Source organism: Acinetobacter sp. AS5, from assembly GCF_048957595.1.
GTDB lineage: Bacteria > Pseudomonadota > Gammaproteobacteria > Pseudomonadales > Moraxellaceae > Acinetobacter.
Genome location: NZ_JARDAL010000019.1, coordinates 1 through 17117 on the forward strand (window position 1 = coordinate 1; position 17117 = coordinate 17117).

Consider the following 17117-nt stretch of genomic DNA (forward strand, 5'->3'; position numbering starts at 1 on the left):
AAAGGGATTGATTTAAATCAGGCAGATCAGCATTATTTAAATCAAGTTGCCATGTCACTGAATACTCGTCCTAGAAAGGCGTTAGATTGGCTTACACCATTAGAGAAATTTGCTCAGCTTGTTGATTATCATATGGCTTTTGAAACTGTCGCACCTCATGTTTGAATTCGCCCTACCACTCTTAAAGAGTGGTAGTTGTATCTAGCACTAAAAAAGAATAATTAAAAGTTAAAATTAATTCATATTTTTTTGCTCCTTAATACCCAATTTCACTGCAATTTTATGACTTTCACCGCGTTTCGGAACTCTATTGTTCTTTAAAATTCGATAAACTAGGTCTGGAGAAAAATGATTATCTCTTGCCCATTCAGCAATGGAAATTCCATTTGCTGAAAACTCTTCTCTAACTTGCTGAATCGATTTGATCATATCGGATAAATTTTGAATGATGTTGACGAAAAAATAGAATATTTTTCAGGATCAATCAATCACTTTTTTATTGCAAGTTATTGTTTTTATTATATTAATATTATATATAATGGTTTTTATAATCATCCATTATATATTTTAATAATGCTATTTATTGTTTTAATCTTTACTTCACAAAAATTAATCTGATAATCAATTTCTTCTTTATATTTTTGAATTGAATCACAAAATTCAGGGTAAGAAACTGCCAATTCATTAATAAAATCTACCTGATTTTTTAGAAAGCTTAACTCTTTGTTTATAGTGTTTTTTTGGGTAAATAGTGGGTTGTTTTCATCAATATCAATCAGTTTTTTTCGCAGTTCTTTTAATTTTGGCGTTTCACTATATAAATATAATCTTTTATTACATAGTGATCTTTGTGCTACCAAAAAATCATTTTTCAATAATACTTGAATTGCTGTGTACATGCGCTCACGTAATGTCTTCATACTTAAAATGCGTGGTCGATCTGATTGTTTAATAATTAACCAAAAGCATTTTGATTCCCAATTTTTAATTTCATTGTTTTTTATTATTTCAACGAAATCTTCGGCTAAGGGAATATTCAATTTCAACATTTTAGACCTCTTTCATAATGAAAATGAGGATTATAAGCCGTGGATGTTTAATCCTCAATTGGTGATATTTCTGTTTTTTGAGAAATTTTTCAAATGTCAGAATTATCTACTGAAATTGGTCGATTATTACGAAAAAAAAGAGCGGAGAAAAAAATTACCCAAGAAGCATTAGCATTACAATGTGGAATTGATCGTAGTTATTTAGGTCGTATTGAACGTGGTGAAGTAAACATCACTGTCTTAAAACTCTATGAGCTTGCTTCTGTGCTTCAGATTGATGCTAAAGAGTTATTGCCTTAAATTTCTCACGCCAAACCATGTCGCATCTCATTTAATTACAATAGCTTTTTCTATTAATATCTACCACAATATCCTCAAAGAAATTTGAGAGTCATCGGTGTGATTACAGGCGAAATTAAAAGCAAAATTGACCAAATCTGGAATGCATTTTGGAGTGGGGGTATTTCTAACCCACTCGAAGTGATGGAGCAGATGACCTATTTGTTATTTATTCGCCGACTTGATGAAATCCAGATTACAAAAGAGCGCAAAGCCAATCGTCTAAAAATAACAATAGAAAAACCAGTGTTCAAACCAGAGCAAGATCATCTGCGTTGGTCAAAGTTCACTACCTTGGGTGATCCTACTCAGCTTTACAATATTATTGCCAATGAAGTTTTTCCGTTTATTAAAAATCTTGGTAATGAAGGTGATACTACATACAGTCATCACATGAAGGATGCCCGTTTCACTATTCCTACACCTGCACTTTTAACGAAAGTGGTCGATCTCTTGGCTGAAGTGCCGATGGATGATAAAGATACTAAGGGTGATATTTACGAGTACATGCTTGGTAAAATTGCATCTGCAGGTCAGAACGGTCAATTCCGTACACCTCGCCATATCATCAAGATGATTGTGGAGTTGATGCAGCCAAAACCAACCGATACCATTTGCGACCCTGCTTGTGGTACAGCAGGCTTCCTCGTTGCTGCAAGTGAATACTTAAATGAACATCACAGCACAGAAATTTTTGCATCACCTGAAGCAGCAAAGCGTTTTAGTGAAGAAACTTTCTTTGGCTATGACTTTGATAGCACAATGCTTCGTATTGGTTCTATGAATATGATGCTGCACGGTGTTGAAAATCCAAGTATTGAAAACCGTGATTCTTTAAGCGAAGCACATTCACATATTGAAAGTCAGTTTAGTTTGATTCTTGCCAATCCACCATTTGCAGGCAGTTTGGACTATGAAAGCTGTGCTAAAAATATTCAGGCGATTGTTAAGACCAAAAAGACTGAATTGCTATTTTTAGCTTTGTTCCTACGATTACTGAAAACAGGTGGTCGTACAGCAATTATTGTGCCTGATGGAGTGTTATTCGGCTCATCTAAAGCACATAAGGATTTGCGTAAAAAGATTGTAGAAGAGCAAAAGCTTGAAGCGATTATTTCGATGCCTTCTGGTGTATTTAAGCCTTATGCAGGGGTTTCGACTGCGATTATGATTTTCACCAAAACCATGTCGGGCGGTACGGACAAAGTTTGGTTTTATGATATGCAGGCGGATGGTTATTCGCTAGATGATAAGCGTAACGAGCTAGATAGTTCAAAGCATGAAAATAATAACATTCCTGACATTCTTGCCCGTTTTAAAAATTTGGATGCTGAAGCAGATCGTAAAGCGACTGAGCAAAGTTTCTTGGTGGATAAAGCGGATATTGCTGCCAATGGTTACGACTTGTCGATTAACCGTTATAAAGAAGTGGTGTATGAGCAAGTGGAATATGAAGCACCAAGTAAAATTTTGGCGGATTTAGAAGTACTTGAGCAGGATATTTTAAAAGGAATGACTAAGCTTAAGGAGTTGTTGAAATGACTATTCCTGTTAAAAAAATAAGTACATTTTGTAAAACAGGTAGTGGTGGTACACCTTCTCGTTCAAATAATGCTTTTTTTGAAAATGGTACAATTCCGTGGGTTAAATCAGGCGAATTAAAAAACCGTTATATCACTGAGATTGAAGAATACATAACTGATTTAGCGGTAGAAAAATCTTCAGCTAAATTAGTGTCAAAAGGTTCTTTACTAATTGCTATGTATGGTGCAACAGTTGGAGAAGTTTCTCAGCTCACTTTTGATGCAACAACTAATCAGGCTATTTGTAATATTCAACCTGATGAAAATGTTTGTGATGTTAATTATTTATACAGATTTTTAGAAGCATCAAAACCATATCTTTTAAGTCGTCGAGTTGGTGGTGGTCAGCCAAATATTTCTCAAAGTGTAATTAAGGATTTAGACGTTCCACTCCCACCACTTTCCGAACAACGCCGAATTGCGTCAATTTTAGATCAAGCGGATGAATTACGCCAAAAACGTCAGCAAGCGATTGAAAAGTTAGACCAGCTTTTACAAGCTACATTTATTGATATGTTTGGCGATCCTGTGAGTAATCCTAAAGGATGGGACATCGGGTGCATTGGAGACATGCTTGAATCAGTAAAATATGGTTCATCTGATAAAGCTACATTGGAAGGCGAAATACCTATTCTTCGCATGAATAACTTGACGTATTCAGGTGAAATGAATTTAACCGATTTAAAATATATAACTAAAGTCCAAGCTGATGAAAAATACCTTGTAAAAGAAGGTGATATTTTATTTAATCGAACGAATAGTAAAGAATTGGTTGGCAAGACTGCTGTTTATAATGGCCCTGAACCAATGGCTTATGCAGGTTATCTTATAAGAGGTAGAACTAAAGCAAATTATACACCTGAATATATCTCTGCTTTTTTAAATTCTCCTTGGGGGAAAGAGAAATTGCAAAGTATGTGTAAAAGTATTGTTGGGATGGCAAATATTAATGCCAAAGAATTTCAATCAATAGTTTTACCTATTCCACCTGAAGCTTTACAAGCTCACTTCAAGAGTAAAGTTTTAGCAATCAGAGAGAAGAAACAATTACTTGCTAATCAATTGAAAGTTTTTGAAATTTTATTTAAATCATTACAAAACCAAGCATTTAGCGGAAATTTATAAAATTATTAGAGGGTGGATACATGAGCAACTTTCAGTTTTTAGAGCCTGAATTTAAAAGCTTGGCAAACACTGCTAAAGAAGCTGAAAAGCTCGTGTATATTTCCCCACAATTTGCCCTTGCTGCTGCAAGAACATCACTAGAAAATCTCGTGCTGTGGCTGTATCAATACGATAAAAAACTCACTCAGCCTTATGACCCATCACTCTACAACCTCATCACCGATGTAAAGTTTAAGGAAATTATCCCACCCTACATTTGGGACAAAATGGATAACATCCGCATGGTGGGAAACAGTGCGGTACACGGTAAAAAATTCAAACAACTGACGACTGAAGAAACAGTTAAACACATTAGCCATCTGTTCCTGATCTATGTCTGGTTTGAGCGTAATTATGGCTCACCATCAAAAGATCGCTCTCAGACCATTTTATTCAATCCTAGACTAATTCCAAATGCTGACCACACACAGCAAATGGCAACGAATCAGGAACAACTGCAAAAAGAAGTTGAAGCCAAAGAAAAAGCATTTGCAGAACAACACAAAGCATTGCGTGAACGTGAACAACAGCTATTTGAATTATCTGCAAGTCTAGAAGAACGTGAAAAACTACTTGCCAATATTGACGCTGAACTTGCTCAAAAACGTGCTGAAGTTGAACAGGCTAAACTTGCCAATAGCCAGATTCCTGATCATACCGACTACAAAGAAGACGAAACTCGTAAACTAAAAATTGATCTTTTACTAGAAGAAGCGGGTTGGGAAATTGGTGTAACGGCAAGAGAGGAAGTTCCAGTTACTGGCATGCCAAGTCCATCAGGTAAAGGTGCTGTCGATTATGTACTGTATGATGCCAATGGCTTGCCTTTAGCCTTGGTAGAGGCTAAACGTACATCGGTTGATCCTGAAGTGGGACAACAACAAGCAAAACTCTATGCAGATTGTCTAGAACAGCAAACAGGTCAACGTCCTGTGATGTTCTACACGAACGGTTATAAAACCCGTATCTGGAATGATGTGCAAGGTGGCCCACCTCGTTTGGTACATGGTTTTTACACGCAAACTGAACTAAAACGCCTAATCGAAAGACGCAAAAATAATCCAGATTTGGGGAGCTTTCCGATCAATGCGGAAATTGTTGAGCGTTATTATCAAACCCGTGCCATTAAAGCGATTTTGGCCGCATTTCAGCGTAAAGAACGTGCAGGTTTACTAATTATGGCAACTGGTACGGGCAAAACCCGTACCGCAATTGCGTTGGTTGATGTACTGATGAAAGCCAATGCTGTTCAGAAAGTTTTATTCCTTGCTGACCGTACCTCATTGGTCGTACAAGCCACCAATGCTTTTAAAGCCAATTTACCTGACTCTGCACCTGTTAATTTAGTAGACAGCAAAAACCAAAATGGACGGGTGTATTTATCTACCTATCAAACCATGATGGGGCTGATTGATGAAGTGAATGCAGATGGTACACGTAAATACGGTACAGGCATGTTTGACATGATTATTGTCGATGAAGCCCATCGTAGCGTGTACCAAAAATTCGGTGAGATTTTTAAATACTTTGATAGCTTATTGGTTGGTTTAACTGCTACCCCACGCGATGAAGTAGACCGTGATACTTATGCACTTTTTGGTTTGGAAAGTGGCGTTCCGACAGATTATTACGATTTAGACCAAGCTATTGCCGATGGTTATTTAGTTCCACCTAAAGCCTTTTCAGTCCCCTTAAAATTCATGCGTGAAGGTGTGAAATTTAATGAGTTGTCCGAACAAGAAAAAGAACACTGGAATGAGCTAGATTGGGGCGGTGATGATGCACCTGAAGAAGTAAATGCATCAAAAATTAATAAGGAACTGTTTAATACAGGCACAGTAGACAAAATGCTGCAGCACTTGATGGAAAATGGCATCAAGGTTGAAGGTGGAGATATGTTGGGTAAAACCATCATCTTTGCAGTCAATCAGAACCACGCCAATTTCATTGCAGAACGCTTTGATAAAAACTATCCACAATATGATGGTAAGTTCGCCCGTGTGATCACGCACTCCACCAAGTACGCACAAAGCCTGATTGATAGTTTTAGTAAAAAAGAGCTGGCTGATCCACAAATTGCTATTTCTGTCGATATGCTCGATACAGGCATTGATGTGCCTGAAGTGGTCAACCTAGTCTTTTTCAAAGCTGTACGCTCTAAAGTGAAGTTTATGCAGATGATTGGTCGTGGTACACGGCTTTGCAAAGACCTCTTTGCCCCAGGAATGGACAAAAAAGAATTCTATATTTTTGATTACTGCTCAAACTTTGAATATTTCAACGAAAATCCTGATGGTGCGCCTGTATCTACTGCTGAACCCTTGGGGCAACGACTATTTAAGGCACGTTTAAATCTTTTGAGTTTGTTGAATGCTCAAGACTATCAAACTGAAGAATTGGCAGCCGTCCGTCAAGACATACAACAAAGCCTACAAACTGAAGTGAAATCAATGAACAAAGATAATTTTATTGTTCGTGATGAGCTTGAGTATGTTGAGCAATTCCAAAAAGATGAGGCATGGAACAATTTAGATGATCTTGCTATTGGTACGTTGCGAGAACACATTTCTAAACTTCCAAATGAACTAGAAGCAGAAACACTAGAAGCCAAGCTGTTTGATATGTTGTGCTACAACATCGAACTTGCTGTGCTGAATAAGGATGCCAAAGCAGTACTTGCCTATGCTAATAAAGTGATTGAAATCGCTTCAAAACTGGAAAGTAAAGAGAATATTCCTGTGGTCGTAGCGCAGATTAAGTTGATACAAGACATACAAACCGAAGCCTATTGGGAAGGAATTACAGTCCCTATACTTGAGTCGATGCGTAAATGTATCCGCGGTTTAGTGAAACTCATTGAGAAATCGACCTCAACGATTGTCTATTCTATGTTGGATGATGAAATTGGAGTGATGCAAGCAGTCGATATCCCCGTCGTTTCAAGTGGTGTGAACCTAGCTCAATACCGTAAGCGTGTTGAGAGCTTTATTAAAGCCAATGAGAACCACATAACTATTGCCAAACTCAAACGTGGTTTAGCATTGACTCCAACCGATCTAAGTGAACTTGAACGCTTCGTATTCGAAGCTCAGGAAGTTGAGAGCAAAGAAAAATTTGAAGAATGCTTTGGTACAGAGAAATCTTTACCACTATTTATTCGTTCTTTAGTCGGCTTAGATCGTCAGGCAGTACAACAAGCCTTTTCAAAATATTTACAAGGCTCAAGCTATAACGAAAAACAAATCCGTTTTGTTGAAATGATTATAGATCATCTGACTCAAAACGGTGTATTGGCTGCTGCACAACTTTATGAGCCTCCATTCAATCAGGTTCATTTTGAAGGGATTGATGGTGTATTTAGTGATGGCGATGTCGATAACATATTTGGGGTTGTTGAAGTGTTTAATGAAGCGGTCGCGTAATTTTTATAATTTTGCATTAATGAGATAAAAATGAATCACATTGTATTACCTGAATTAAAGAAATTAATTTTCAAGAACGTAGACTGTAAAAATAAAGTTGAGCACTTAATTTTAGAAAACGATACTGTTGATTTTACATGGGTTGAGTCAAATCGAAGCTATGATGTAATCCAAGTTCAAAGTATAAATATACTAATCACCTCAAATAAAAATTTTGAAACATCAGCATTCGACTATGTAATTCACTCCAATCTTAAATTTAGTCAAAGTAATTTTTCACAAGGTAAGGTTCAACTAAAGGGCTGGATAAAACATCCTAGCTTCAGAGATTATAGTAATAGTGAAATTATTGGCTCTTGGGTTAATAACTTCAACTTCAAAGAAGAAAACCCTGCTACAAATTCTTATGGACTGCGTGAACCTCAGATTGCAGCTCTATATTCCATTTTAAGTCACTTAAAAAGTAAAGATGATGTCATTGGAACTGTAGTTATGCCTACAGGAACTGGTAAAACAGAAACAATGCTTTCAACACTAATCGCAAATAAACTAAATAAGATTATTATTGCTGTTCCGTCAGATGCTTTACGTGAACAAATATATGAAAAGTTTATTAAATTAGGTCTGTTAAAAAAATTTGGTATTGTAAGTAATGACGTTCTATATCCTAGAGTTGGCATTTGGTATGAAAATTTTAAAAAGTCGGAAGACTTAAACAACTTCGTTGATTCAAGTGATGTAATTGTTACCACTATGAATGTTCTAACAAACAACCATGGTGAAATTTTAGATGAAATTAATGAAAAAATAAGCAATATCTTTATTGATGAAGCACACCATGTCGAAGCTGATACATGGAAAAAAGTTAGTAATGCTTTCGCTAAACAAAAAATTCTACAATTTACTGCAACGCCTTTTCGTAATGATAGAAAACGATTAGATGGCAAAATTATCTATAGTTTCAGTTTAAAGAAAGCCCAAGAGCAAGGATACTTTAAACCGATTCACTTCAAATCTATTCGTGAATATGATCAAAAAAAAGCTGACGAATTGATCGCACATCAAGCAGTTGAAATTTTAAAAGAAGATTTGTCTAAAGGATTGGATCATATTTTAATGGCAAGATGTGCAGATAAAACTAGAGCTAATGAAGTCTTTGAATATTATAAGCAGTTTACCGAATTAAATCCTGTATTGGTTTATTCAGGGATTCCAAAGAAAAAAGAAATTCTAGAAGCTATTGTAAAAAAAGAGCACAAAATCATTGTTGCTGTAAATATGTTGGGTGAAGGTTTTGATCTTCCTCAATTAAAGATTGCAGCCTTTCATGATATTCGCAAAAGTTTACCCATAACCTTACAGTTTGCAGGTAGATTCACAAGAACATCAATAGACTCAACTTTAGGAAATGCGACCTTCATTGCTAACATTGCTATAGCAGAAACTGAAGAGGAATTAAGTGAATTATATGCTCAAGATTCTGATTGGAATTTACTATTATCAAACTTAAGTAGCGGGCAAATTAATGAACAGATTGATCTAGGAGATTTTATTAAAGGATTCCAAAATTTAGAAAATTCTAAAATACCTTTTCAAAATATTAGATTTGCTCTGAGCACTGTTGTTTTTAAAAATATTGGGAACTCATTTAATCTTTCTCGATTTAAAAAAGGAATAAAAGGATATGATGATTTAGAATATAAATTTTATGATATCAATAATGATGCAAATACAGCCGTAATTATTACAGCTTCAAAATCTGAAATAGAATGGGTGAATTATAAGGAAGTATATGGTTTAGATTGGACTCTTTACGTTATTTATTATGATGAAATAAATAAACTACTTTTTATTCATAGTTCAGATAAAAGTAGCCTATATCATGAGTTAGCTAATGCTGTTCTGTATAAAAATGCAACTTTAATCGAAAAACTAGATGTTTTTAAAAGTTTTTATGAAATTAAAAGAGTCTCTTTACAGAATGTTGGACTTAAAGAATATTTAAATAGAAAAATTCGTTTTTCAATGAAGGTTGGAACTGATATACAAGATGCATTATCTATTGCAGAACAACAAAGGGGAGAAAAAGCTTTTGTATTTGGCACAGGATACATTGAGGGGAAAAAAATTACTTTAGGTTGCTCTTATAAAGGACGGATATGGAGTTATTTAAAGAATGATATTAAGGAATTTATAAAATGGTGTAATGCAATTGGTGGAAAATTAATTAATCCTTCTATTGATCCAAATCAAATCCTTAAACATACATTGATTCCAGAATCAATAAGCAAACTTCCAGATATTCAACCAATCTATATTGATTGGAGCGATAGTTTTTATTTAAATACAGAATTTAAAATGAATATCAGAGATGAAAAAGATGAAACTAATATTGCTTTTTGTGAGCTAAAACTAATTAGCTATGATCTGATTAATGGTATTTCCTTTGAAATTTCAACGCCATCAAAGAGTTACAAGTTCAATAAATTGTTATTAGACGTTACAAGTCCAAATGGTAATAGTATTCCTGATTTCAACATATCTAAAGCTGACTCTGAAAATGCACAAATAAAAATTGGAAATAAAATTTATAGTTTAGAAGACTATTTAAATAGTAACCCTCCTATTGTTTGGTTTGCAGATGGTTCATCACTACAAGGTAATGAATTTGTTGAAATTAAATCTGTTATTCGTCCATATCCAATAGAAGCCCTAATTCCATGGAGTTGGGTTGGTGTTGACTTAAGTAAAGAAGCTCAAGGTGTTAATCCAATTCAAACAGATTCCATTCAATATAAAACTCTTCAAGTTTTAGAGCAGCAAGATTTTGATATTATTTATGATGATGATTTTTCAGGAGAAATTGCTGATATTATTACAATCAAAGAAACTACAGATAGTATTGATGTACAGTTTTACCATTTAAAATTTGCAAAAGATGGACTTGTGAGTGCCCGGGTTGATAATTTTTATGAGGTTTGTGGTCAGGCACAAAAGTCTATTCATTGGAAACATAAAAGTGGATTAGAGTTTTTTCAACACTTGTTACGCCGAGAAGAGAAAAAGAAAAATGGGTTTTCAAGAAGTCGTATTGAAAAAGGTTCAAAAGAAGATCTTGAAAGATTATTGAGAATTGCAAAAAACCATAAACCTATGAATTTTGAAGTATTCATTGTTCAACCTAGTTTATCCAAGCAGGCAACTACAAGTTCAATTATGACTTTACTTGGAGTCACAGAAAACTATCTCAGAGAAGTTGCAGATATCGATCTCAGAGTGATTGTTAATGAGTAGTTTTTAACTTTAATCTGTCAGATTTTTAATAAATTTAGAGTAATCCTTCAGATCAGTATGAGATGATTTTAGTTACGTTGAAGTTACCAAGTTAGATACGTCTAGCCATTAAAGTATTTTTGATATTTTGTATCCATGTTGATAGGAATTTGGACTACCTTTGTAAATATGTCTAAGATTAACTTGCTTGTTTTTGAGTGTATCCAGTGGACTACTCTTAAATGGAACTAGTGGACTACTATCAATGATATTTACAGAAAAGGTGGCATTCCAAGATGCTCTAAAATCTGTTCCTGTTCCCATCTATCCAACGACCCTCCTTCCAATCCAGATATCAACTCACTTGCTGTTTCCAAATATTGTGCTGTCTTTTCTCTGGACTCTCTTAAACTTAGCCACTGCATTTCTCTAGCGAGATGAAGAGGAGCAACTTCCTCAATTGAAAGCCAAACACTCCAATCATCTTTCGGTACATCAATATATCCTGGCGTATAAAAACGTTTAGGAATCGGCTGTCTACGTTCGATCCAAGATGACAAAGGCTTAAACATATACAAAAAATCCATTACTAATCAAACAGATCATAAAACTCACGTAAGAAGCACGAAAGAATATAATATTCTAGACATAATAATATAATCTAAAAACTGCTTTTCAGAAAATGACAGCTTATGTGTCGCAAAACTCGAAAAATGACACTAATTGTGTCGCAGAAGTTGTCATTAATTATCCCTAATGATGTCTAACTACTTGATTTTTCATATTCTCGATGACAACTTATGTGTCGCATGATGTTTAGCTTAAAATGACACGACATCTGTGATTTTAACTTTAAATAAAAAGCCACCCTTGCGGTGGCTTTTTTATGATCTGATTTATCGTCTTCAATTCTGGGATTTATTTCAACCGCTTTCCTGCTTCATCAATAATCATTTCCCACGTCTTCTTTGCTAAAAGCTGCGCGCTGCGGAGCAGAAAAAATATCTAAAACAACTTCTGATAGAGGAACTTTACGAGTTCACCCTCCTCACTCGCGGTCAGTCTGCTGATCTCACAGATCGATATTCTGAACGGGTCGAAAGTGCTGAAGAATTATCAAAACGGGTGAATCAGCAGACAATCTAGTTTTATCTCAAATCCGCTGATCAACTTTTCAAAGCTTAAATATTAAAAAATCCCGCTCAAGAAGCGGGATTTTGTTTTTTGAGAATTTAACAGCCCTAAATCATTTCAATTAAAATTCTTTTGTCACACTCAGACCAGCACTCCAGTTCCGCCCTTCTGCCGGCTCATAATAACGTCCTTCTGGTCTACTACTTTCATTAACAATCACCGAACCAGAATAATCTTTATCAAACAGGTTATCGACACGCACAAAAGTATTCACCGCCCAATCTTGCATTTTCCAGTGATAACCTACATTGGCACCAGCGACTGTGTAGCTTGGCGCATATTCAGTATTGGTATCATTGACATAAATATGATCTGAGTAACGCACGTCTAAACCCGCACTCAAACCATTTTCAGGTTTCCAGCCTAAACTTAAAAATGCCTGATTTTTGGCAATCCCCGGAATATAGTTTCCTGATTCAACTCTCGACACTGCAATACTGCCATTCTGATTTAAAATTTCAGGAATATCTGCATCAAAAGTTGCATCTATATAGCTATAGCTGGCCTGTGCAATTAGGTCACGCCATAGGTTTTTATTCCAGGAGAGTTCAATACCTTCTCTTAAAGTTTGATCGGCATTACGGAAAGTAGAGCGACCATTGTCATTACCTGCAGAAACAATGTCATCCTGAGTCGTCGTATGGAAAACTGCAACAGTAAAATCACCTAATGTATTGGCAGATTTCAATCCCATCTCATAGGTTTCACTTTCTGCTGCTTTTAAACTGAAGCTGCGGTTTTCTGCAGTATTTGCAGGATAAGACATTTCGGTAAAGGTCGGCGTTTCAAAGCCTTGTGCATAACTGACATAAGTCATCAGCTCAGGTAAAATCTGCCAGCTTAAAGCCATGGAGGGCAATAATTTCTGATAATCGGTTTTACCTGAATTATTGCCATTCGCCAGAAACTTGTCTTTAGACTTGAAATGCACATTGCTATAGCGCAGGCCGGCATCCAAGGTCCAATCGGGAGCAAAGTGATAAGAAGCTTGCAAATACGGATCTAAATTCCACAGGGTATTATCTTCATCTCGACGCAGTTCACCTTTAACCCCCAAGCGATCACCTAAAAAGTTTTGATAGCCTTTACGGTCTTCGGTCATCGCATCAATCGCAACACCAGCAATCAGTTTTAAATTTGGTAAAACTTCTTTGCCTGTCCAGCGTAAATCTGCCCCATAAAAATTACGGTCAAAATCAATCACGCCACCCACATGATTAACTCCACCTTGTGCTGTACGAGGAATCGATTGATATTGCGTGACTGCGCGCTGTCCCCAGTAGGCCATGCCATACAGTTCATGCTGGTCATTGATCGGTTTATTCCAGGTCAAACCTGTTTGCAACTGCTCAATTTCTTTACGTGCATTATAAAGAAGGACGTTGGTCGCGACCTGTCGGGGATTGACCTTCCACTGTTCTCGGGTTAAACCGCCCGGATCATCCGCTGCAATTTTAACGTAGTTATTCATCCAGTTGATTTTAGAACCATCTTCCAGATCCCAAGTCAGCTTGGCATTATGCAGAACTTTATGTGCACTGCTGTGGTCACGGTAACCATTGGTATCAAAATAAGAGGAGCTAATGACATAGCTTGGCTCTGAAGCATTCTCTGAACCGCCTTGCAAAACCAGCTTGGTCTGCCCTTTGTTCTGGCTCCCTGCAGAATGCCCCAGTTCAATTGAGTCAGCGCCTTGCCCTTCCCTTGTGGTGGTTAAAATCGTTCCTCCGGAAGAGTTGCCATACAGTGATGAAAATCCACCACCCAATACTTCAATATGGTCCAGACTATTCAAGTCAATATTCGAGGTTTGCCCCTGTCCATCCGGCATTGTTGCAGGGATTCCATCTACATATAAACGCACACCACGCACACCAAAACTGGAACGTGCCCCAAAGCCTCGCATCGAAATTTGTAGGTCTTGGGCATAGTTTTCACGATTGTTTAACTGTAATCCCGGAACGCCTTTTAATGTTTCCGAAAGATTCACATTCATGCTGTTATCTTGTTCTTGATTCAGATAATACACTGACGCCGGTGTGGTCAATCGCTCCCGATCTGTACGGGTCGCTTGAATGACAATCGTGTCTAAGCTTTGGACTTCTTGTGTATCATTTTCTGCATAAATGTTCTGACCTGCGCAAGCAATCAGGCAGGACAAGGTCGATCTCACGAATGGAAATTTCGGGCTTTGGTACATAAATGACAGGCCTTATTTGAAAGTGGTTTAATGCGGCAAATACCTTATCGAGATGGCGTACATCTCATGATTCAACTCATTTTGTTTTAAGCATCGATACCAAATAAGTATGCTAATTCGATGACATATAGTTCGCTCAATGGATAGAAAAACTTTGAGCTTAAAATTCTGTGTTCGATAAATTCAGACTTGATTAATCCTTTATCTGAATAGCGCTTAAAATCAGCTATATACAAAAAATATTATTTTAATGCGATCTGAATGAAATTGATCTTTCAGCAACAAATCAACATCATTTCTCTGTGTCCGTAAAACTCGATTTAGGCATTCAACAATAGCGTATAAAAAAGCCTGACGAATCAGGCTTTCCCATACAACAGCAGAGAGTCAGTTACTTATTTTCTGGCAAGGCATAAGCCACCAGAGAGTCGCCCATTTTAGTCCCAAAGGAACCATGACCACCTGCCATAATGACCACATACTGCTTGCCATTGGCTTCATAGGTCATTGGTGTAGCCTGACCACCTGCAGGTAGACGGCCTTTCCACAACTCATCACCGTTGTTCACATTGATGGCGCGAATGTAGTTATCTTGAGTTCCGCCCACAAACATCACGTTGCCCGCAGTTGAAATAGGACCACCCAACATCGGCACACCCATTTTGAATGGCGGCAATGGAATGCCCGGCATACTGTCACGAATGGTACCGATGCGGCGTTTCCATGCCACTTCATGAGTATTTAAGTCCACACCTGCAACAAAGCCCCATGATGGCTGTTTACACGGTAGACCGAATGGAGACAGGAACGCACTGATTTCAACGCCATAAGGCACACCATACATCGGTTGAACGCCGGCTTCTGTACCTGCACCTTTAGCCGTCTTAGGACGGTTCGGATCTTGAGGAATCAGTTTTGATACAAATGGCAGGCCAATCGGGTTGGTTAATGCAATTTGACGGTCCGGATTCACCGACATACCACCCCATTCAAACACACCTAGGTTACCCGGGAAGACCAGCGTCCCGTTTTCAGAAGGTGGGGTATAAATGCCATCGTAATTCAGTTTGTGGAAAGCAACACGGCAGACCAACTGGTCAAACATGGTCGCACCCCACATCTGTTTATCGGTCAATTTATCTTGTGGCGCCAGATTAAAATCAGAGAACGGTTGAGTCTTAGAATAGAACTCGCCCTTGGTTTGAGGTCCACGCTTCACAGATTGTGGTACCGGTTTCTCGGTAATCGGTACAATGGCTTTACCATTACGACGATCCAGCACAAAAGCATTCCCGGTTTTGGTCAAGACATAAATAGCCGGGATCATATTCCCGTTTTTATCTTTAATCTCGGTCAATGTCGGCTGTGAAGGTACGTCCATATCCCACAAATCATGATGGGTAGTCTGGAAGTTCCATACCAGCTTACCAGTCGTCGCATTCAGGGCCAGCATCGAGTTGGCATAACGCTCGTCCAGTTCAGTCCGGTGACCACCGTAAATATCCGGGGTACCGACACCCGTTGGTACGTAGACGATATCCAGCTCTGCATCATAGGCCAAAGGTGCCCATGCATTAGGTGAATTATGTACAAATTTTTGACCCGGTGCAGGAATCAAATTCGGATCTTCAGCGCCTGTGTCAAATACCCAAAGCAGTTCACCGGTATTCACGTCATAACCACGGATCACACCCGATGGTTCTTCAGTTGAATAGTTGTCGGTAGTTGAACCCGCAATAATAATGGTGGTACCGGTGACTACAGGCGGTGAGGTTGGAATATAACCGCCCGGATATGGGAATGGCATATCTTTTTGCAGATCGACTTCGCCATTTTTACCAAAATCAGAACAGACTTTACCGGTGGTCGCATTGACCGCCACTAAACGCCCATCATTGACCGGTAAAATGACTTTTTGTGGACATTCAGCAGAGCTGCTTTTTTTCGCAGCGAGACTGCTTTCAAAACCAGCCGTATTGTTGACATCATAATAAGACACGCCACGACAGGTTAAATGCTGATAGGTATGATCAGCTTTCAGCTTTGGATCATAGGTCCATTTCGCCTTACCTGTTGCCGGATCAAGCGCAGTCAATTTCTGGTGAGTGGTACAGATGTACATGTTGTCACCCACCTTGATTGGGGTAACCTGATTGGTGGTTTCACCCGAGTCATTTTCAGTCTTGAATTCGCGCGTGTGATATTCCCAAGCCACCTGCAAATCTTTGACATTTTCAGTATTAATCTGCTTTAACGGTGAATACCGTAAACCGGACTGGGTACGACCATAAGCAGGCCAGTCTTCATCTGCCACACCCGGGATTGGCTGGTGGGCTGCAGGCTGCTGAGATTTTAATTCACCGCGAATTTCTTGCGGGTCATTAAATACAGCATAAATCATGACAGCGATGGTAATAGCCAGTGAACCACCCAGGGCAATTTTCGCACCTTTGCTTTGATCAAAACCGCGTGTTACTGCCGGAATCAGCAGGGCCAGACCAAACAGCCCTAAAATATCTAAACGCGGCGCAAGTGCAAAGAAATCTGAACCGACTTCCCACAGCCCCCACACCACTGTCGCCAAAACGAATATGGCATAAACAAGGAGTGCAGCACTTTTTCGTTTATACAAGAGAACTGCGGTCGCAATAAAGAGAATACCTGCAATGATGTAGTACCAAGACCCACCCAGCACTGCAAGATAAATCCCTCCAATCAGCAGTCCTATACCGAAAACAGCGGCAATGACCGCTAAAATCGTTTTCAGTACTGAACCTGATGATGAAGTATTCATATTGAACACCTATAAAAGTTTTTTTTGAAAGTCCATGCACATGACAGGCATGAGCACCCTTATTGTTAAATTCTGAGTTATAAATACATCAATGTCTTA

The 17117-nt window shown here is 37.9% G+C and carries 10 protein-coding genes and 2 pseudogenes; 7 read left to right on the top strand and 5 right to left on the bottom strand.

Annotation, left to right across the window (positions count from 1 at the left end; translation table 11 throughout):
* A pseudogene (locus PV763_RS07585) lies at positions 1 to 165 on the top strand (IS30 family transposase); the annotation flags it as partial.
* Positions 166 to 234: 69 nt separating this feature from the next.
* Here PV763_RS07585 and PV763_RS07590 read toward each other — a convergent pair.
* Positions 235 to 429, bottom strand: coding sequence for a DNA-binding protein (locus tag PV763_RS07590; RefSeq protein ID WP_179996868.1), 195 nt, complete (start codon positions 427 to 429; stop codon positions 235 to 237).
* A 122-nt stretch (positions 430 to 551) separates the two neighbouring features.
* Positions 552 to 1049, bottom strand: coding sequence for a hypothetical protein (locus PV763_RS07595; protein ID WP_236094677.1), 498 nt, complete (start codon positions 1047 to 1049; stop codon positions 552 to 554).
* A 93-nt stretch (positions 1050 to 1142) separates the two neighbouring features.
* On the opposite strand from PV763_RS07595, the gene PV763_RS07600 reads away from it, so the two are divergent.
* From PV763_RS07600 to PV763_RS07620, 5 genes are all read left to right on the top strand, one after another.
* Positions 1143 to 1349: a helix-turn-helix domain-containing protein gene (locus PV763_RS07600; RefSeq protein WP_032057260.1), complete on the top strand. Its 207-nt coding sequence runs from the start codon at positions 1143 to 1145 to the stop codon at positions 1347 to 1349.
* Between the two features lie 99 nt (positions 1350 to 1448).
* Positions 1449 to 2930 (top strand): type I restriction-modification system subunit M, encoded by a 1482-nt coding sequence (locus PV763_RS07605; protein WP_087662175.1) that lies wholly within the window; start codon positions 1449 to 1451, stop codon positions 2928 to 2930.
* Positions 2927 to 4096, top strand: coding sequence for a restriction endonuclease subunit S (locus PV763_RS07610; protein WP_087662176.1), 1170 nt, complete (start codon positions 2927 to 2929; stop codon positions 4094 to 4096). Before PV763_RS07605 ends, PV763_RS07610 begins: the two co-directional genes overlap by 4 nt.
* A 20-nt stretch (positions 4097 to 4116) precedes the next feature.
* The gene (locus PV763_RS07615) at positions 4117 to 7557 is read left to right on the top strand and encodes a DEAD/DEAH box helicase family protein (protein WP_087662177.1); all 3441 of its coding nucleotides are present in this window, start codon (positions 4117 to 4119) and stop codon (positions 7555 to 7557) included.
* Between the two features lie 30 nt (positions 7558 to 7587).
* Entirely contained in the window at positions 7588 to 10851 is a 3264-nt protein-coding gene (locus PV763_RS07620; RefSeq protein WP_087662178.1) for a DEAD/DEAH box helicase, read from the top strand.
* A 251-nt stretch (positions 10852 to 11102) separates the two neighbouring features.
* Here PV763_RS07620 and PV763_RS07625 read toward each other — a convergent pair whose 3' ends face one another.
* On the bottom strand, positions 11103 to 11402 hold the full coding sequence (locus PV763_RS07625) for a hypothetical protein (RefSeq protein WP_178319533.1): 300 nt from the start codon (positions 11400 to 11402) through the stop codon (positions 11103 to 11105).
* Between the two features lie 445 nt (positions 11403 to 11847).
* Here PV763_RS07625 and PV763_RS07630 point away from each other — a divergent pair.
* Positions 11848 to 11976: pseudogene (locus PV763_RS07630) on the top strand (arsenical resistance protein ArsH); the annotation flags it as partial.
* Positions 11977 to 12085: 109 nt separating this feature from the next.
* Here the strand turns inward: PV763_RS07630 and PV763_RS07635 are convergent.
* A complete protein-coding gene (locus tag PV763_RS07635) occupies positions 12086 to 14224 on the bottom strand; it encodes a TonB-dependent receptor domain-containing protein (RefSeq protein WP_420937580.1) in 2139 nt (712 codons plus the stop codon).
* Positions 14225 to 14615: 391 nt separating this feature from the next.
* A complete protein-coding gene (locus PV763_RS07640) occupies positions 14616 to 17018 on the bottom strand; it encodes a glucose/quinate/shikimate family membrane-bound PQQ-dependent dehydrogenase (protein ID WP_420937581.1) in 2403 nt (800 codons plus the stop codon).
* Between the last annotated feature and the right edge of the window lie 99 nt (positions 17019 to 17117).

Coding starts and splice junctions, on each gene's coding strand:
- PV763_RS07600 (WP_032057260.1), top strand. CDS start 1,143: ATGTCAGAATTATCTACTGAAATTGGTCGATTATTACGAAAAAAAAGA.
- PV763_RS07635 (WP_420937580.1), bottom strand. CDS start 14,224: ATGTACCAAAGCCCGAAATTTCCATTCGTGAGATCGACCTTGTCCTGC.
- PV763_RS07615 (WP_087662177.1), top strand. CDS start 4,117: ATGAGCAACTTTCAGTTTTTAGAGCCTGAATTTAAAAGCTTGGCAAAC.
- PV763_RS07640 (WP_420937581.1), bottom strand. CDS start 17,018: ATGAATACTTCATCATCAGGTTCAGTACTGAAAACGATTTTAGCGGTC.
- PV763_RS07625 (WP_178319533.1), bottom strand. CDS start 11,402: ATGTTTAAGCCTTTGTCATCTTGGATCGAACGTAGACAGCCGATTCCT.
- PV763_RS07620 (WP_087662178.1), top strand. CDS start 7,588: ATGAATCACATTGTATTACCTGAATTAAAGAAATTAATTTTCAAGAAC.
- PV763_RS07590 (WP_179996868.1), bottom strand. CDS start 429: ATGATCAAATCGATTCAGCAAGTTAGAGAAGAGTTTTCAGCAAATGGA.
- PV763_RS07610 (WP_087662176.1), top strand. CDS start 2,927: ATGACTATTCCTGTTAAAAAAATAAGTACATTTTGTAAAACAGGTAGT.
- PV763_RS07595 (WP_236094677.1), bottom strand. CDS start 1,049: ATGTTGAAATTGAATATTCCCTTAGCCGAAGATTTCGTTGAAATAATA.